The 17,461-nt window shown below is 56.9% G+C and carries 14 protein-coding genes; 7 read left to right on the top strand and 7 right to left on the bottom strand.

The window, feature by feature from the left end; translation table 11 throughout:
• Positions 1-10 precede the first annotated feature (10 nt).
• Positions 11-1,474 (top strand): CoA-acylating methylmalonate-semialdehyde dehydrogenase, encoded by a 1,464-nt coding sequence (locus NST43_RS29250; protein WP_209989291.1) that lies wholly within the window; start codon positions 11-13, stop codon positions 1,472-1,474.
• A gap of 30 nt (positions 1,475-1,504) precedes the next feature.
• Positions 1,505-2,872 (top strand): aspartate aminotransferase family protein, encoded by a 1,368-nt coding sequence (locus tag NST43_RS29245; RefSeq protein ID WP_339220879.1) that lies wholly within the window; start codon positions 1,505-1,507, stop codon positions 2,870-2,872.
• On the opposite strand, the gene NST43_RS29240 is transcribed toward NST43_RS29245, so the two are convergent.
• Positions 2,838-4,526 carry a PucR family transcriptional regulator ligand-binding domain-containing protein gene (locus NST43_RS29240; RefSeq protein ID WP_339220878.1) on the bottom strand — a complete coding sequence of 563 codons (1,689 nt, stop codon included), beginning with the start codon at positions 4,524-4,526 and terminating at the stop codon, positions 2,838-2,840. The two genes, NST43_RS29245 and NST43_RS29240, sit on opposite strands and share 35 nt — an antisense overlap.
• A 333-nt stretch (positions 4,527-4,859) precedes the next feature.
• On the opposite strand from NST43_RS29240, the gene NST43_RS29235 reads away from it, so the two are divergent.
• Genes NST43_RS29235 through NST43_RS29220 form a run of 4 tightly spaced genes read left to right on the top strand, consistent with a single transcriptional unit; the run spans position 4,860 to position 9,246 of the window.
• Positions 4,860-6,251, top strand: a complete 1,392-nt coding sequence (locus NST43_RS29235; protein ID WP_339220877.1) for an NAD(P)-dependent oxidoreductase — start codon at positions 4,860-4,862, stop codon at positions 6,249-6,251.
• A 32-nt stretch (positions 6,252-6,283) separates the two neighbouring features.
• On the top strand, positions 6,284-7,573 hold the full coding sequence (gene preA, locus NST43_RS29230; protein WP_339220875.1) for an NAD-dependent dihydropyrimidine dehydrogenase subunit PreA: 1,290 nt from the start codon (positions 6,284-6,286) through the stop codon (positions 7,571-7,573).
• A gap of 1 nt (position 7,574) precedes the next feature.
• A complete protein-coding gene (hydA, locus tag NST43_RS29225) occupies positions 7,575-9,002 on the top strand; it encodes a dihydropyrimidinase (protein WP_209989274.1) in 1,428 nt (475 codons plus the stop codon).
• A gap of 1 nt (position 9,003) precedes the next feature.
• Positions 9,004-9,246 carry a hypothetical protein gene (locus NST43_RS29220; RefSeq protein ID WP_209989272.1) on the top strand — a complete coding sequence of 81 codons (243 nt, stop codon included), beginning with the start codon at positions 9,004-9,006 and terminating at the stop codon, positions 9,244-9,246.
• Between the two features lie 34 nt (positions 9,247-9,280).
• Here NST43_RS29220 and NST43_RS29215 read toward each other — a convergent pair whose 3' ends face one another.
• The 5 genes from NST43_RS29215 to NST43_RS29195 form a co-directional block, all read right to left on the bottom strand.
• Positions 9,281-9,955 (bottom strand): cohesin domain-containing protein, encoded by a 675-nt coding sequence (locus tag NST43_RS29215; RefSeq protein ID WP_339220872.1) that lies wholly within the window; start codon positions 9,953-9,955, stop codon positions 9,281-9,283.
• A gap of 138 nt (positions 9,956-10,093) precedes the next feature.
• Positions 10,094-10,669: a zeta toxin family protein gene (locus NST43_RS29210; protein WP_339220870.1), complete on the bottom strand. Its 576-nt coding sequence runs from the start codon at positions 10,667-10,669 to the stop codon at positions 10,094-10,096.
• The gene (locus tag NST43_RS29205; protein WP_036728216.1) at positions 10,662-10,859 is read right to left on the bottom strand and encodes a hypothetical protein; all 198 of its coding nucleotides are present in this window, start codon (positions 10,857-10,859) and stop codon (positions 10,662-10,664) included. The genes NST43_RS29210 and NST43_RS29205 overlap by 8 nt, the downstream gene beginning before the upstream one ends.
• An 84-nt stretch (positions 10,860-10,943) precedes the next feature.
• Positions 10,944-12,071 (bottom strand): response regulator, encoded by a 1,128-nt coding sequence (locus NST43_RS29200; RefSeq protein WP_339220867.1) that lies wholly within the window; start codon positions 12,069-12,071, stop codon positions 10,944-10,946.
• A 2-nt stretch (positions 12,072-12,073) separates the two neighbouring features.
• A complete protein-coding gene (locus tag NST43_RS29195; protein ID WP_339220866.1) occupies positions 12,074-15,193 on the bottom strand; it encodes an ATP-binding protein in 3,120 nt (1,039 codons plus the stop codon).
• A 107-nt stretch (positions 15,194-15,300) separates the two neighbouring features.
• Here NST43_RS29195 and NST43_RS29190 point away from each other — a divergent pair, with 107 nt between their 5' ends.
• Positions 15,301-15,939 carry a TVP38/TMEM64 family protein gene (locus tag NST43_RS29190; protein ID WP_209989252.1) on the top strand — a complete coding sequence of 213 codons (639 nt, stop codon included), beginning with the start codon at positions 15,301-15,303 and terminating at the stop codon, positions 15,937-15,939.
• On the opposite strand, the gene NST43_RS29185 is transcribed toward NST43_RS29190, so the two are convergent.
• Entirely contained in the window at positions 15,925-17,442 is a 1,518-nt protein-coding gene (locus NST43_RS29185; protein ID WP_339220864.1) for an aminotransferase class V-fold PLP-dependent enzyme, read from the bottom strand. The two genes, NST43_RS29190 and NST43_RS29185, sit on opposite strands and share 15 nt — an antisense overlap.
• Positions 17,443-17,461: the final 19 nt, after the last annotated feature.

Here is a 17,461-nt window from a genome sequence, read left to right as displayed (position 1 = left end):
GGTGCAGACGATGACACTGCTCACGGGTCAGGCCGGTAAAGTGATGAACTATGTGAACGGAGCTTGGGTGGAGTCCTCATCCGGGCGGCAGGAGGAAGTGTTCGACCCGGCGACAGGTGAAGTGATTGCCTATGTGCCGATCTCCAGCCGTGCGGAGCTGGATGCAGCCGTGCGGGCAGCTTCCAGAGCTTATTCCGCGTGGAAAAGAGTGGCCGTCCCACGCCGGGCCCGCTATTTCTTCCAGTACCAGCAGCTGCTGGTACAGCACAGCAGGGAACTAGCCGAGCTGATTACGCTGGAGAACGGCAAAAGCCTGGAGGAAGCGCTGGGCGAGGTGCAGCGCGGCATCGAATGCGTGGAATTCGCCGCCGGTGCTCCCACGCTGATGATGGGCAGCCAGCTGCCGGATATCGCGACAGGCGTAGAGTCCGGCTTGTACCGTTATCCCCTGGGCGTTGTGGGCGGCATTGCGCCGTTCAACTTCCCGATGATGGTGCCCTGCTGGATGTTCCCGCTGGCGATAGCCTGCGGCAATACCTTTGTGCTGAAGCCCTCCGAGCGGACACCGCTGCTGGTGAACCGGCTGGCCGGGCTGTTCGCAGAAGCGGGCTTCCCGCCGGGGGTGCTGAATGTGGTACACGGGGCACATGAGGTGGTGGACGGCCTGCTGGCGCATGAGGAGGTGAAGGCGGTCTCCTTCGTCGGCTCACAGCCGGTGGCGGAATATGTCTATAAGCAGGGGACTGCGCACGGCAAGCGGGTGCAGGCGCTGGCCGGCGCGAAGAATCATTCGATTGTGCTGAAGGATGCCGATCTGGACCATGCGGTGAAGAATATTCTATCCGCGGCCTTCGGCTCCGCGGGCGAACGGTGCATGGCCTGCGCTGTGGTTGTGGTGCAGGAGGATATTGCCGATGAGCTGGTGAACCGGATCGCAGAGGCCGCGGACGGGTTGAGGATCGGGAACGGCAAGGAGGAGGGCGTGTTCCTCGGCCCGGTCATCCGGCAGGCGAACAAAGACCGGACGATCGATTACATTGAAGCTGGGCTTGCCGAGAAGGCGGTGCTGGTGCGGGATGGCCGGAAGGATGCTGCGGCCGCGGGCCGCGGCTATTTCCTCGGCCCGACGATCTTCGATCATGTGCAGCCGGGTATGAAGATCTGGCGTGACGAGATCTTCGCGCCGCTGCTGTCAGTGGTGCGGGTGAAGGATCTGGCGGAGGCGATAGCGGTGACGAATCAATCCTCTTTTGCCAATGGGGCCTGCATCTATACTGACAGTGCCAGGGCGGTCCGCGAATTCCGCGAGGAGATCGATGCCGGGATGCTGGGCGTCAATCTGGGTGTACCGGCACCTATGGCATTCTTCCCTTTCTCAGGATACAAGAAATCGTTCTATGGAGATCTGCATGCGAACGGCCGTGACGGTGTGGAATTCTACACCCGCAAGAAAATGATTACCGCGCGTTACTAAAAGAAGGATAGCCAAGGAGGAGAATGTGCCGTGCAGAGTCTGGGCAAAGAAAGCGAGCTGGCGGTTAAAAAGGACCAGCGGTATTTGTGGCATAATATGACCCCTTACAGTGAGCAGCATCCGCCGATGATTGCAGCTTCCGCCAGCGGCTCGTGGGTTACCGATATCGACGGCAATAAATTCCTGGACGGCATGTCCGGCCTGTGGTGTGTGAATGTGGGGTACGGGCGCAAGGAGCTGGCGGAGGCGGCGTACAACCAACTGCTGAGCCTGCCGTATTTCCCGCTGACGCAGAGCCATATGCCGGCCATCGCGCTGGCCGAGAAGCTGAATGAATGGCTGGAGGATGAGTATGTCATCTTCTTCTCCAACAGCGGCTCGGAAGCGAACGAAGCAGCCTTCAAAATCGCCCGCCAGTACCAGCAGCAGACCGGCCAGCCTGACCGCCATAAATTCATTGCCCGCTACCGGGGCTACCACGGAAGCTCGCTGGGCGCCCTGGCGGCGACCGGGCAGGCGCAGCGCAAGTACAAGTACGAGCCGCTGGGCGGCGGGTTCCTGCATGTAGCACCGCCGGACAGCTACCGCCGTCCGGCTGGCATGACCGAAGAAGCGTTCAACCTCCAGTGTGCGCAGGCGATTGAGGATATGATCGTCTGGGAAGGCGTAGCGTCGGTAGCGGCGGTGATTATGGAGCCGGTCATTACCGGCGGGGGCGTGATTGTGCCGCATCAGGTCTATATGGACCGGGTGCAGGAGATCTGCCGGACCCACGGCGTATTGCTGATTATCGACGAGGTGATCTGCGGCTTCGGGCGGTCCGGCCGCAAGTTCGGACACCACAATTTCGGAATCAAGCCCGATATTGTCACGATGGCGAAGGGGCTGACGAGCGGCTATCTGCCGTTATCGGCTACCGCTGTGCGCAAGGAGATCTATGAGGCCTTCAAGGATAACAGCGATGACTACGGGCACTTCCGGCATGTGAACACCTTCGGCGGCAATCCGGCTGCCTGTGCGCTTGCCCTGCGCAACCTGGAGATTCTGGAGCAGGAACAGCTGGTGGAGCGTGCCGGAATTCTGGGCCGCAGGCTGGCGGACGGGTTCGCCGGGCTTTTGGAGCATAAGCTGGTTGGCGATATCCGCAGCTTCGGGCTGGTCCTTGGGATTGAGCTGGTGGCGGATAAGGCCACCAGGGTGCCTGCTGAGCTAAGTGTGGTCAAGGGGATTATTGCGGACTGCAAAGCCAAGGGGCTGATCATCGGCAAGAACGGCGATACGGTGGCGGGCTTCAATAATGTGCTCACCTTCGCTCCGCCGTTATCCTCGGCCGATGAGGATGTGCAGTTCATCATCGATACCTTCACAGCTGTGCTGAACGGGAGCTGGGCAGAGTGAATTTCTCCGGGTAGAGGAACTGGTAGGCGCGCAGGGCGACCTGAATGGAGATCCGGTTCTCCGGGAGCATGAAGTCCTCGCCGAGCAGCTCGGTGATTTTGTCCAGCCGGTAGTAGAGGGATTGCCTGACGATGAAGAGGCTGCGGGCGGCGATCTGCTTCGACCCGTCATGATCGAGGTAGACGCGCAGCGTCAGCAGCAGCTCGCTGCCCTTCAACTCATCATGGTCAATCAGCGGGCCGATATAGCTGCTGATGAAATTCTCTAGCGTCTTGCCGTCGTTCAGGCTCAGCAGCAGCTGGAAGACGCCTAACTCCTCATACATGAGGACCGGCTTCTGGTAACAGGAATAAAGGGACAGCGCTTGTATGGCTTCCTGATAACCGGCATGAGCATGCTTCAGGCCCCGGTGGGACTTGCTGACTCCGATGACGAGCTGCAGGTCCTTCAGCTTCTCGTCCGCGCGGATAAGCTGCAGGGAATCAAGCGCCTGCTGCAGGCGCAGCTTGCCAGGCAGCTTGGACTGGATATCCAGGGCAATGACGGTCAGCCGGTTGTTCTTCAGGGTGATCAGCGGCCGGAGGGAGTACTTCTCGAAGATGGAGCGCAGGATGAGTGAGAGATGGAAGGTGATGGATTCCCAGTCATTCTCCGAGCTGTTCCATTTGACATCCCGGGGATTCTCGATCTCGATCAGGCAGACCCGGTAGGGCAGCTCGTTGACCAGGTTGAAGTCCGGGCCGACCAGCCCCTTGAGCCGGTTGTCGTCCTGGCTGCGTCCCCCGACCAGCTCCTCCACCCACAGATTCTCCGAGAACAGCTTCCGTTCCTCCATGTACCGCGTGCGCAGCAGCTCCTGTGCGATGGATAAAGAGGCTGAATCGAGCAGCAGACAGTCGAATTCCTGCGGCTTGTGATTACAGACCATCAGGATATAGGCCCAGGTCTGGTCCAAGGCCCCAACGGGCTTCACGGCGATGGTCTTGTGGCCGTATTCGCAGATATAGGGGGCGGCCTCCGGCGCTGCTCCCTCCATCTCTTCGCTGAAGGTCTCGAAGAAGCCCAGCAGCGGGCGCTGCTCCTCGGGCGCCAGGGCCGGGAAGAAGAGAGGTTTGCCTTGCAGCTGCATATAGAGAATCTGTGTGCGGGTGCTTTTACATAACAATTGCAGGACCTTAAGGGTTCCCTGGGAGGTTAGGGTCAGCCGGTGGAATTCGCGGGAGATGCTCTCCAGCTCTTGCAGCATCCGGTGGTGGCGGTTGATGATGAGGGAATGCAGATCGAGTGTAATGTCGACGAATCGTACAGTGCGGGTGAATTGGATCAGCGGAAAATCATGCAGGTTCGCCAGATCGGTCATCTCCTGCGGAATGGTACTGAAGTAGGCTCCCAGCTCAATGCACAGGCAGGCGGCGTTCTTATCGATCAGATTCTGCATGAAAGACAGGGCAGCACCCAGATCTGTGCTTGCGCTCATTCCGGTGGTCAGAATCATCTCTTCCCCGTGAATCAGACTCTCCAGGCTCGCGCTCTCCAGTACATGCACCCAGCGGACTGCCCGGTTCAGGCCGTTTCTTCCCCCGATCAGCTCAGCTTCTGCGAACAGCGGCCGCTTCAGTGCGTCGCGGACCGTTAATACAAGTTCCCAATCCATAAGCATCCCCCTCGTTCAATTAGTTCTCAGCCGGTGCTTTGCAGCCTCTCCGTTCTCAGGCCATTCTCACAGGTAAAAAATAGACTTTTGAAATTAGACAATCTGTCTAATGTAACGAAAAAACGGATTGACTATAGTTTGAATATAATATGTCAGGAAACTTAACTTAAATTGGAGCGTGATTAGCGATTTTATCGGCTTGAAGTTTATTTTACTACAATAATTCTTACAAGTATGCAAAATATTAAGGCGGTCATCGTAATAATGTTATATTATATAACATAAATCAAAGCTGAGAGTGGAAGCTACTCTGGCCAGAAGGAGGGGTACCCGATGGAGCATTCTTCACCATTAACCACATTGACACCTGAACTGTTCATGCGTAATTTTGCCGAGGCAGAGCCGGGGCTTACCCGCAAGGGGGCGACCGAGGAATCCAACCGCTGTCTGTACTGCTATGATGCGCCGTGTATCCAGGCCTGTCCGACCAGCATCAATATCCCATCCTTCATCAAAAGAATCGCTACCGACAATCTCAGAGGGGCGGCGCAGACCATCATGGAGGCTAATCCAGTCGGCGCAAGCTGCGCAAGGGTATGTCCTACGGAGGAGCTGTGCGAGGGGGCCTGTGTGCTGAACGGCGCTTCCGCACCGATTGAGATTGGCCTGCTGCAGCGTTATGCCACGGATTGGGCGATCCGCAGCGGGCTCCAGCTCTTCCGGGCAGGTGAGCCTAACGGCAAGAAGGTAGCGGTGATCGGCGGCGGACCGGCAGGTCTGTCTGCGGCCAGAGAGCTGGCGCGCGAAGGCTTCCAGGTGGTGATCTATGAGGCGAAGCCGCTGGCCGGAGGCCTGGATACCCATGGGATTGTCTCCTTCCGGCTGCCGCAGGACATCTCGCTCTGGGAAGTGGAGCAGGTGGAGAAGCTGGGCGTAGAGATCCGCACGGGAATGAAGGTGGGCGTGGATATCTCCATAGAAGAGCTTAAGGCCGGATATGATGCGATTGTGCTGGCGGCCGGGATGGGCTACGTCCCTCCGCTGGGGATTGAAGGCGAGAAGCTGTCCGGTGTCTATGATGCGATCGAGCTGGTGGAGACCACCAAGACCGGGATTCCTGCTCTGGAGCTGATGGGACAGCGTGTGGCTGTCATTGGTGCGGGCAATACGGCGATTGATGCGGCCACCTGCTCGGTGCGGCTTGGCGCGGCGAACGTGAAGATGATCTACCGACGGACGCGCGGGGAGATGACGGCTTATGATTTTGAATATGAATTCGCTAAGCAGGAAGGTGTGGAATTCAACTGGCTGACCCTGCCGAAGCGGATTGTCGGGGATGAGCAGGGGAATGTCGCGGCACTGGAATGTGTGCGGATGGAGCTGACCGGTGAGGCCGGGCCGGATGGACGCCTGTCTCCCGTGCCGGTGGCGGGCTCGGAATTCCTGCTCCCGGTGGATGCCGTAGTGGTGGCTATCGGCCAGAAGCGGCGGATTGACCTTATTGAGGCGCTGGGGCTTAAGCATACGCGGGGTGTAGTGGAGATTGATCCCGCTACCGGACGCACTTCTGATCCGCAGATTTATGCTGCCGGCGATATTGTTTTTGGCGCAGGGACGGGGGAGGCCATGGTGGTCTCTGCCGCGCAGCAGGGCAAGGAGGCTGCCTATGCGATTGTGAAGCAGTGGTCAGGCCGTCAGGACAGCGTAGTCGGCTCTGCCGTATAACGCGGATTTCATAGAAGGGGGAGGGAATGGCAATGGCAGATCTCAGTATTGATTTTGCAGGCATCAAGTCACCGAATCCGTTCTGGCTGGCCTCTGCGCCGCCTACCAATACAGGCTATCAGGTGCAGCGTGCGTTCGAGGCAGGCTGGGGAGGCGCGGTGTGGAAGACGCTCGGAGAGCCGGTCATCAATACCTCGGCCCGGTTCGCCGCTGTTCATTTTGGCGGACAGCGTGTAGCGGGTTTCAACAACATTGAGCTGATTACCGACCGTCCGCTGGAGGTCAACCTGAAGGAAATCTATGAGACGAAGCGGAGATTCCCGGACCATACGATCATTGCTTCCCTGATGGTGGAGCCGAAGCGGGAGAAGTGGCATGAGATTGTGAAGCGCGTGGAGGCCATCGGCGTAGACGGTCTGGAGCTGAACTTCGGCTGTCCGCACGGCATGGCTGAACGCGGCATGGGCGCAGCTTCGGGCCAGCAGCCTGATCTGGTGCAGGCGCAGACCGCCTGGGTCAAGGAGGTGGCAACCACCCCGGTCATTGTGAAGCTGACGCCGAATATCACCGACATTACCGTTGTGGCCCGGCATGCCGTCAAGGGCGGGGCGGATGCAATCAGCCTGATCAATACCATCAACAGTCTGGCCGGGGTGGACATCCACAGCTGGAATACGATTCCGAATGTCGGCGGCCAGGGAGCGCACGGCGGTTATTGCGGCCCGGCTGTCAAGCCGATTGCCCTTAGCATGGTGGCGGAATGTGCCAGGGACCGCGAAGTCGGCGTGCCGATCTCCGGCATCGGCGGCATCTCCACCTGGCAGGATGTCGTCGAATTCATGCTGATGGGCTCGACAGGAATTCAGGTCTGCACAGCGGTTATGCATCATGGTTTCAGGATTGTGGAGGAGATGATCGACGGTCTGAACCATTACCTGGACGAGAAGGGACTGGCTTCGGTAACCGAGCTGATTGGCAAGTCAGTGCCTAAGTATTCCAACTGGGGCGATCTTGACCTTAACTATCAAGTCGTTGCGCGGATCAACGAGGAGAACTGTATCAACTGCAATAAATGCCATATTGCCTGTGAAGACGCCTCTCATCAATGCATCGATATGCTGACGAATGCGGAGGGTAAGGCGATTCTGCAAGTGCGTGAGGAAGATTGTGTAGGCTGCAATCTGTGTTCGATTGTCTGCCCGGCAGACGGAGCCATTGATATGATTACCCTTGAGAGCGGGGCGGCCCCGATGAGCTGGAATCAGCGCAGCCGGATCATCAGCGGGGTCAACGGTGCGTATTCGGAAGCGGAGGTGGGTTAAGATGAAGAAGATCATCAAGCACGGAATTATCGTTACAGCGGCAGATACGTATACGGGGGATATCCTGATTGAGGATGGAATCATCAGCGGAATCGGCCTGAATCTGGAAGCGCCGGGAGCGGAGATCATTGATGCTTCCGGCTGTTATGTCTTTCCGGGAGGGATTGATCCCCATACCCATCTGGATATGCCCTTCGGCGGTACGGTTACCGCCGATGACTTCGAGACCGGCACGATTGCCGCCGCATATGGCGGAACCACCACGGTGATCGATTTCTGCCTGACCACGAAGGGGCAGCCGCTCCAGCAGGCCGTAGATATCTGGCATCACAAATCGCAGGATAAAGCGGTCATCGACTACAGCTTCCACCTGATGGTGTCAGAGCTGAATGACAAGGTGCTCAGCGAGCTGCCGCAGATTATCGAGCAGGAGGGCATCACCTCGCTGAAGGTGTTCATGGCCTACAAAAACACGTTCCAGGCTGACGACGGGGTTCTGTATAAGACGCTTCAGGCGGCGAAGCGCGAAGGGGCGCTGGTAATGGTGCATGCCGAGAACGGCGATGTTATCGAATATCTGGTGGACCAGGCGCTGGCCGCAGGAAATACCGATCCGCTCTATCATGCGCTGACCCGTCCCCCTGAACTGGAGGGTGAGGCGACTGGCCGGGCGGCTTATTTGACCGGACTGACGGATTCACAGCTCTATGTGGTGCATGTCACCTGCGCCGAGGCGGCCTGGAAGATTGCAGAGGCCCGCAAGAAAGGGCTGCGCGTCTACGGTGAGACCTGCCCGCAGTATCTGGTGCTGGATCAGTCGGCGCTGGCGAAGCCGGACTTCGAAGGCGCTAAGTATGTCTGGTCCCCTCCGCTGCGCGAACAGTGGAACCAGGATGTGCTCTGGGATGCCCTCTGGAGCGGGACGCTGCAGACCATTGGCTCTGACCAGTGCTCATTCAACTTCAAGGGGCAGAAGGAGCTGGGGCGGGGTGATTTCTCGAAGATCCCGAACGGTGGCCCGACCATCGAGGACCGGTTCAGTATCCTCTACTCCGAAGGGGTGCAAAAGGGCCGGATCACGCTGAACAAATTCGTGGATATCATCGCCACCTCAAGCGCCAAGCTGTTCGGCCTGTTCCCTCGTAAGGGAACGATTGCAGTTGGCAGCGATGCCGATATTGTGATCTTCGACCCGGCAGTGGAACGGACACTGTCGGCAGAGACCCATCATATGAATGTGGACTATAATGCGTTCGAGGGGCTGGAGGTCAAGGGAGAGCCGGTCTCTGTGCTGAGCCGGGGAGAGTTCGTGATCCGGGACAAGGCATTTGTCGGTGCCGCAGGCCAGGGTAAATACCTGCACCGCAAGCGCTTCGGGGCCGAAGCTCCCCGCCCGGCCCAGACAGAAATCAGCGGAGGAGGGGTCTGAGATGTCAGCATTTGCAGAGTTCGACCGGGAACGGCAGGAAATCGATAATCTAATCGGGCTGGGCTACACGGTTGTCGGGATCTATGAGGACCTGGATGGTGCTAAGGTTACCTTCATCCGCAGTGAGCCGGCCGGCGGGCCGGTGGAGCTGCTGCTGCTCACAGCGGACGCGCGCAAGCATGTGACGACGCTGCTTGTGGGCGGAAGCAGGCAGGCTGCTTCCGCCCAAGAGTCCCTTCTGTAAGCGGAATGCGTGGAAGCAGCAAAGCCGTTTCCAATTAGAGTAACTGGTTCGTGTTGGACCCTGAAGAGAAGACGGAGACGGACGGGGATTGGGTAATTTCAAGCCTTGCCGGGGAGTTTGCAGTGACATCGGGCGAGTAGAGATAGAAGCTGTTCGCGGCTTCGGAGGTGCGGATTCTGGTGAATTCATTGGCCAGGCTGATCGTTGAGGAGTAGGCAAGCGTAAGTTCCTTGACCCGCAGCTTGAACGTAACCAGAGTCTGATCTACCGCCGGAATCGTCTGCTGTCCGCTGCTCGCTTCAACCTGAATATCAATGCCGCGCATACTTGTGTTTTTTCCGAGATAGATACTGCCATCCACAGGGCTCTGGAAATTGAACTGGAACAGGTTATCGACCTCGCTCCCAGCCGTATAATTTCCTTCCGCATAGACCGAGTGCTGTGTATATTCAAGGTTATCGAATACCTGGCTGTCATATTGAATGATGAAATTAAGATAGCTGTAGCCGTGGTCATTTGGCGCGAAGTCTTTTAAATGCACCAGCACGGTAACTTCTTCCCCCGGATTATAGGTTTCTTTGTCAGTGGTAACCTCAACAGACATCGCAGGTGCGGTGTTATCCGCTGCAGCCTCACGAATCATGGACATCATAAGCGGCAGTACCTTCATCCCTCTGATTGCCCGCTTGAATCTATTCCTTTTATTCATGTTACATCCCCCATTGCCATCATAATGATGCATCCCTATGCATGAATGATCTTGTATATGAACAATGGTAACAATTGTCACTGATAAAATACTGATAAACGTCGAACCATGGCGTAAAATATCGAAAAAATGCCGGGATTATATATAAAATTCTAAAGCTCCTCTAGCCCATGCAGGAATTTCATCTCTGCAAAAGCCGATTTGTGAGTTCTGGATTTCCATCACCACCTCAGGTTCACTGGTGTTGTCGATAATGGTGACTTCATCTGAGATCTCTAATGCAGGTTTCAGGTTGCTCAAGGATTCACCGTATCTCCAGCGGATATCTTTTTCGGCAATCCAATGCCCTCCTTGCTCCACTCTTGAAGCTACCCGATCTATATGCATTTGCACATCTTGTAATCCAATATAATACATGACGACTTTATAACCTTGTTGCTTAGCTGTCTTCATGTGACGTAAGACAAAACTTCCCGATAGAGTAGTTTCTATAGCGAAGTTTTCTTTACGACTGATTAGTTCCCTTATTTGCTTTACAGCCTCTCGTCCAGCAGACAGATCTGCACTTCTGGGATTTTCCGGATTAATCCTCTTAGCAATCTGGTCAGGATCAATAATGGTTCCAACATAGCCCCTCAACTGGAAACTAATTGTGCTTTTCCCAGCTCCATTAGTTCCGGCAAAAACCGTCATTACAGATTTAGATTCACTCATGACTAACAAGCTCAGTCCGGTTACCGGCTACATCATAAGTAATTTCGAATTTTTGCCCAGTGGCATCTTCACGAATTCGTTTCCCGTTTTTTATATAATAGATGGAAGCTCCTGCTTTCTTAGCTTCTGCGACTGCATGCTGGTTTGCCTTTTTTAGTAACCGTTGTAATTCTTCTCTTTGGGGCAGCATTAGGATAGCACCTCACTTGAATATTGGGATTTATTTTATGATAGTATAACACAATCCAATTTGCCCCTGAAAATTCCCCAGCCCCTATCTACCCAGCCCCCGGTATTCGTCCACGAACCAGTCCGGCAACGCATCGCCGGTCTCTGCGATGTAGGATTCACTGAACTGGGTGAATTTGCGCTGGGCGCGCAGGGGTTTGGCGGTTTCGTAATAGATGGCGATTAACCGCAGGGCGTAGCTCTCCTCCAGCGGCTCCAGCTCTGTCAGGCGCACGGCGTAATCTTCGGCCTCGTGTGGCCGTGCAGCCTGCACCAATCCTAGGGTAAGCTGCTCCAGCAGCTTGAGATATAGCCTCCGGTATTTGTCACGGGCAGAATACACCCAGAGGCTGTCCAGCGACTGAAGCAGATCACCGGTGTACAGGGCGCAGGCCTTCTGCAGTTCCTCCAGCTGGCTATTCTGCATTGCAAGAGCTGCGGCTTCCTGGAATTTCTCAATGTCCCCCTCAATCCCCCTCGATTCCAGCCTGTAGTTCTCCCTGCCGAAGGTCAGCTCAATCTTGTCCTCCAGCGCGGCTTTCTTCAAGGTGGTGCGGATCTGGTAGACCGTAGTGTGCAGATATTGCTTGCCCTTCTCGTAATTCCACTGCGGAAACACATCATTCAGAATGACGCTGACACTGCCCTGCCTGTGAATCCACAGATACGCAAATAATTCCTGGGCCTTATGTGTTCTCCACTTCACTAAGCCTTGAGGGCTGGTTAGCTCATAATCCCCCAGGAGACGGAACGCAGTTGTCCTCCCTGCTTCTCTGGCTGCTCCGGTTGCCCCGGCGGCCGCTGGCGATAGACGCTTACTGAGCAGCTTGTTCCAGGTCTTCAGCAGCCGCGAAGGATCAACGGGCTTCAGCAGATAATCCATCGCAGACAGGTCGAAGGCTTCGACAGCATAATTCCGGTAGGCGGTTACGAATACGATGTCTGTGTCCGGAGATACTGGCAACAGCTTCTCGGCAAAAGTGAGGCCGGACAGCTCCGGCATCTGGATGTCCAAGAACAGAACATCCGGCTTCAGCTCGGCAGCGGCTGCGAGGGCTTCGTGCGGGTTATCGTACGTCAGGACAGAGGAAACGCCTTCACACTGGAGCAGCAGCCGCTTCATCTGATCCAGTGCCGGCCATTCGTCATCAATTACCATTACAGAGATACTCATACTCAGGAGACCTCCTCCTTCCATGGGATAGTTATCAGTACATCTATACCTCCGCTGGCTCCCCGTGTAAGGATCAGCGGACGCCCGAACTGTGTGAGCAGCCGGCGGTTAATGTTCCGCAGGCCGATTCCGGTGCCTTCGCCATGCGAAGACCGGTAGTCGTCCTTCATCCACGAGGCTAGCTGTTCATCGCTCATTCCCTTCCCGTTGTCCGAGACGGTGATCAGGATATCACCACCCGCCTGCCGGGTGGAGATGACCACCGTTCCTCCATCGATCTTCTCCATCAGTCCGTGACGAACAGCATTCTCTACAATAGGCTGAACAATCAGCGGCGGCAACGGGAATTCACTGACCTCAATACGATACTCGGCATTCAGCCGTTTCCCGAACCGGGCTTGCTCCAGTGACAGATAGGCTTCGATCAGCTCCAGCTCTTTCTCGAACGGAATGGCGGTCTCCTGGTTGCTGAAGTCGAAGCTGCCGCGCAGGAAATGGCTTAGATCGTATAGCAGCTGCTGCGTCTTCTCGGTGTCACGTGTACTCATCCAGATGATTGTATTAATAGCATTGTATAGAAAATGCGGCTTGATCTGCGCACGCAGCATGGCGATCTCCGAGCTGAGCCGTTCGGAGACAGAGCGCCGTAGTTGAACCAGCGTGTTGACCCGTCCCTTCAGATCGCTCCAGATATAAGGCTTATGGATAAAATCATTGGCTCCGGCGCGGAACGCCGCCTCGTTGAAGTGAAGCTGCTGCCCGGCTGTAGCCATCAGGATCGGCAGGTCCAGCGGGGTGTAGGTCTGGCGGATGATCCTACACAGCTCCAGCCCGGACATTTCGGGCATCATGACATCGATTATGCAGAGATCGAAATTACGGTCTACAGCCAGCAGCGCCAGCGCCTCCTTGCCGCTGCTGCGGCTTGCGATGCTGTAATTCTCCAGCGCCAGCAGGTTGGTCAGTGCCTTCAGGTTGGCATAGTCGTCATCTACGATCAGGATTCGCGGCGCATAGGGAACGGCTTGTCCGCTGGACTGCGGCGGATCAGCCGACCTGTATTTCCAGAGATCATCCAGCATTTCGGGCGGGGTATACGCTTGCCTTAAGAGCGCCTGCTCTCCGGTCTGGGCAGCAGCGGCGGCTTCCGCCACATTGCCCGGAAGCGTGAAGGTGAATGTGCTGCCCCGGCCAACCAGGGAAGAGACTGAGATGCTCCCGCCATGCAGCTCTACCAGCTTACGGCTGATCGCAAGGCTCAGCCCGAGGCCTCCGGACTCAAGGGAATCGGCCTCGCTGATCTGCTCATAGTCGCGGAAGATAAAGTCCAGCTGATCTTCGGGAATGCCCTTTCCGGTATCGGTGACAGCAATGGAGAGGAACTCCTCCTGCCAGGCGGCCTCGATGACCACGCTGCCGCGGTCCGTGAATTTCAGCGCATTATCCAGCAGGGTATAGAGGATCTGCATCAGCCGTTGTTCATCGGCCTGGACCAGGAAGCGGCCCGGCGGGATGTGATTTTTGATGCGGATGCTGCCCTTTTTATTCAGGAACTGGAAGACCTCAATGACGATGGCCGCTACCCCTTGAATATCGACAGTCCCCCATTGCAGGGTGATGCGCTGGCGCTTGATCTGTTCGTAATCGAGAATATCCCTGACCAGGAAGGCCAGCCTTCTGCCAGTACCGAGAATCAGCCGCATATCCTCCCGCTGGGACGGGCTTAGCGGTCCTCCGGCTCCCTCATGCATAGATAAAGCCACGTTAATGATGGCATTCAGCGGCGTACGCAGCTCGGTGGAGGTCTTCAGCAGGAACTCGTCTTTATCCCTGTCCTTGCGCTCCAGCTGCCGGGACAGCTGCTTAATGGTCTCGTAGGCATGGGCGTGGCGCGCAGACAGGAACAGCCCTTCGGCAAGAATGAAGATTGGGCCGGCTACCGGCGGAACCGCGTAGAGTTCGGTACCGAAGAACAGATTGCTGACTAAGGATAAGGTGAACATGACTGCGGCAATCACACCGATTAGCAGATAGTTAGAACCGGTCTCCCTCTGCCAGGCAGCCTTGACCATGACATAGAAGGTATAGCAGACAGAGATGAAGCTGAAGGCCAGCAGCACCCCTGTAATCCGCGAATATACAGGCAGTGTGGTGAACAGTACAATGGTGCAGAAGCACAAGGCATATACGAAGCAGATCCGCTTGAAAAGCCGGGAATAGAGTGCGGGAAACAAAGAATGGGTATAGCTGGATACACAATAGAACCCGACTACACCCGACACCGCCTGCAGCTTGCTGAATCCTTCATAGGAGAGGGATGGAAGGTACTCGAAGAGCAGCTTCTCACTGTGAGTCAGCATGTAGAGGGCGATCACGAAGCAGTAGACGGCCAGCTGGAGCGAAGACTTGTCCTCTTTGCGCTGCAAGCCCTGGCCGATGAAATAGCAGCCGATAAAAGCAAAACCTGCCACCAGCAAAGTGTCGTAGGTCCGGTTCCGCTGGTCGATGGCAGCTATAGCAGCAGGAGTGCCGATCCGGATAGGCTCCGCAATGCCTCCGTTAGAATAAGTGAAATTAGACGTATGTATCAGAATCTCCGCCAGGTTATCCCTGCTGTGAAAAGTCAGGGAATACGGATGGTTGCGCGGCTTGCTGGTCTCCCGGGATTCCCCCGGCGTTCCGCTTCCGCCCAGGCGCTCGCCATTTACATATACCTCGCTGGCATTGCGGATATTGCTCACCTTGAGGGCGAAGGCGGGAACTCCCGGCGGCAGCTGAACCAGCAGACGGTAGGTCGCATATCCGTAGCGGGAGAAGCCGGTAGCCTCTGACCCCCGGCCCCAAGCGCCGGGCACGGGCATATAGGCCGGCGCCTCTGCGGTTCGGGATAGGGTCTCTTGGGGTTCCAGCCGCTCCTGCCAGTAGAATTCCCATTCCCCTCTGAGCGGGTAGACGGCAGAATTATCGAAGGTGCAGGAGGACAAATCGGCCCATCCTGACCGTGGGCTGTAGCAGGCAGACGAGGAGCCGAGCAGGGGAATCAGCACCACTGCGGTGAGCAGGCCGATGCATAACAGGGCGAGCACTCTTTTGGCCAGCAGACTATAATCAAAGGTTCTCATAATTTCATCATATCTCCGGCAGCTTGCGCTTGTCCAGCCTCCTTCTAATTCCCGCCGGAAGTGTTGTATAATTGAATTTCAGATCGTACTTGAGGAGCGCTGAAGAAATGTTCTTTTTAAATATTATGTCATGGCTGACCGAGGAGCGCCTGCTTCTGCTGCTGGAGCAATACCGCTCGTTCGGGCCGTTGCCCGGTGTGGGGCTTACCTTCATGAAATCGTTCGTGCCCCCGCTGCCGACTATAGCGATTGTGGGGCTGAATGGGGCGGTGTACGGGTTATGGCTGGGGTTCCTGTATTCCTGGATCGGTCTGGTTGCAGGCTGTACGGTCACTTTCCTGATTATCCGCAAAATTGCTGGACATCCCTACCTCAGCAAATGGGCCAAGCGGCCCAAGGTAGCCAAAGCGATGACCTGGGTCCGCCAGAGCGGGTTCAGCTATGTGTTCCTGCTTAGTCTGTTTCCGGTGGGTCCGTTCGTGGTGATTAATATGGCGGCGGGGCTGGCCGGAATGCGGCTGCGCTCGTACCTGATTGCGCTGTGCGCCGGCAAAGCCATTATGGTATTTGCGGTATCCTATATCGGCAATGATGTGCAGCGGTTCATCCGTCATCCGGCGGAGATCATCTATGTGCTGCTGTTTATCGGAGCTTCACTCTGGGGGGTTAAAGCGATTGAAGCCAGATTCGCCCGGCTGGCGCGGGAGCGGGAGCTGCGCGGCAACGCTCCGCTACAGCACAAATAATTTACGGATCTCCTCATTCTCCTCTATAACGCCTCTCTCCCCGGTATGAAGCCAGCTGTTGGTGACAGCATTGTAGCGGTAATCCTTACTCCATTCCCCAATATTGCTGACGATAGACTGTACGGCGAAGACCATATGCTCGACCTCCCGGTCCGTCATGATCGGGTGCAGGGACAGGCGGACCCACCCCGGCTTCAGCGACTGGTCCCCGGCATGGATCGCCTGGATGAACGCCTGGGACTGCGCCGGGTTCAGCCCGAGCAGCTGATGGCCGTACGGACCGGCACAGGAGCAGCCGCCGCGCGCCTGAATGCCGAAGCGGTCATTCAGCAGCCGTACCGCTAGGTTGTAATGAATCTCCTTCAGCGTGAAGGAGACAATACCATGCCGCTTACGGTGTACGCCCTCCAGCACGGAGCAGCCGGGAATCTGCGCAAGCCCCGAGAGCAGATTCCCGCATAGCTCCTGTTCGCGGACGATCATATATTGTCCGGTTCCGTTCATCTGCTCCTTCAGCTTCACGCAGAGCGCGGTGCGGATCGCCTGCAGGAAGCCGGGGGTGCCCCCGTCCTCGCGCACCTCAACATCATCAATGTAGCGGCGTCCGCCCCAGCGGTTCACCCATACCACGGTGCCGCCGCCGGGCTCATCCGGCAGACGGCCGTTACTAAGCGCGGTGTCGAACAGCAGCACGCCGCCGGTTCCCGGGCCGCCGAGGAATTTATGCGGCGAGAAGAAGATGGCGTCCAGCTTCTCCTGCGGGGCTGCCGGATGCATATTGATCTCCTGGTAAGGGGCACTGGCTGCGAAATCCACGAAGCATACCCCGCCATGCCGGTGCATGAGCGCAGCAAGCTGGTGATACGGGGTGTCGATGCCGGTGACATTGGAGCAGGCGGTGAAGGAGCCGATCTTGAAGCGGCGGTTCCGGTAGATCTCCAGCAGCTCCCCGAGCCGCTGCAGATCCATCTCTCCGCCCGGCCCGGAGGGAACGGTAACTACCTCGCCGAAGCTCTCCTGCCAGGGCAGCAGATTGGAATGATGCTCCATATGGCTGACGAAGATAACCGGGCGCTCCTCCGGTGCGCAGAGGGGTTCCGGCTTCAGCCATTCCGGCAGCTTCAGGCCCATGATCCGCAGCAGCTTGTTCACCGCGCCGGTGGTGCCGTTGCCGCAGAAGAGCAGGGCATCTGCGGGGGCGGCATTCACATGCTGCCGGATGATGTTTCGTGCTTCATGGTAAGCCAGGGTCATGGTCAGGCCCGTGGTGTTGGAGTCGGTATGCGGATTGCTGACATAGGGGCCGAAGGTCTCCTGTATTTTGCGCTCAATCGGCTCATACAGGCGGCCGCTGGCCGTCCAGTCGGCATACAGCAGCGGCTGACGTCCGTAGGGGGTGGAGATCAGATGGCGGCTGCCGACAGTGTGCTCACGGAATGCCGCGAAATGCTCTTGCAGTGAAGAAGGCGCGTCTGCCGCAGCGGCGCGGTGGATACTCAGCACGGGCAATCCCTCCAGGCAA

It is taken from the genome of Paenibacillus sp. FSL H8-0332 (assembly GCF_037963835.1).
Taxonomy (GTDB): domain Bacteria; phylum Bacillota; class Bacilli; order Paenibacillales; family Paenibacillaceae; genus Paenibacillus_AQ; species Paenibacillus_AQ rhizoplanae.
The sequence above is the reverse complement of the archived record's forward strand: the minus strand, read 5'-3'. Positions and strand labels throughout refer to the sequence as shown.

What these genes read in the sequence shown, in the direction of transcription:
- NST43_RS29250 (WP_209989291.1), top strand. Translation starts at nt 11, where the DNA reads ATGACACTGCTCACGGGTCAGGCCGGTAAAGTGATGAACTATGTGAAC.
- NST43_RS29240 (WP_339220878.1), bottom strand. Translation starts at nt 4,526, where the DNA reads ATGGATTGGGAACTTGTATTAACGGTCCGCGACGCACTGAAGCGGCCG.
- NST43_RS29235 (WP_339220877.1), top strand. Translation starts at nt 4,860, where the DNA reads ATGGAGCATTCTTCACCATTAACCACATTGACACCTGAACTGTTCATG.
- preA (WP_339220875.1), top strand. Translation starts at nt 6,284, where the DNA reads ATGGCAGATCTCAGTATTGATTTTGCAGGCATCAAGTCACCGAATCCG.
- hydA (WP_209989274.1), top strand. Translation starts at nt 7,575, where the DNA reads ATGAAGAAGATCATCAAGCACGGAATTATCGTTACAGCGGCAGATACG.
- NST43_RS29220 (WP_209989272.1), top strand. Translation starts at nt 9,004, where the DNA reads ATGTCAGCATTTGCAGAGTTCGACCGGGAACGGCAGGAAATCGATAAT.
- NST43_RS29215 (WP_339220872.1), bottom strand. Translation starts at nt 9,955, where the DNA reads ATGAATAAAAGGAATAGATTCAAGCGGGCAATCAGAGGGATGAAGGTA.
- NST43_RS29210 (WP_339220870.1), bottom strand. Translation starts at nt 10,669, where the DNA reads ATGAGTGAATCTAAATCTGTAATGACGGTTTTTGCCGGAACTAATGGA.
- NST43_RS29205 (WP_036728216.1), bottom strand. Translation starts at nt 10,859, where the DNA reads ATGCTGCCCCAAAGAGAAGAATTACAACGGTTACTAAAAAAGGCAAAC.
- NST43_RS29200 (WP_339220867.1), bottom strand. Translation starts at nt 12,071, where the DNA reads ATGAGTATCTCTGTAATGGTAATTGATGACGAATGGCCGGCACTGGAT.
- NST43_RS29195 (WP_339220866.1), bottom strand. Translation starts at nt 15,193, where the DNA reads ATGAGAACCTTTGATTATAGTCTGCTGGCCAAAAGAGTGCTCGCCCTG.
- NST43_RS29190 (WP_209989252.1), top strand. Translation starts at nt 15,301, where the DNA reads ATGTTCTTTTTAAATATTATGTCATGGCTGACCGAGGAGCGCCTGCTT.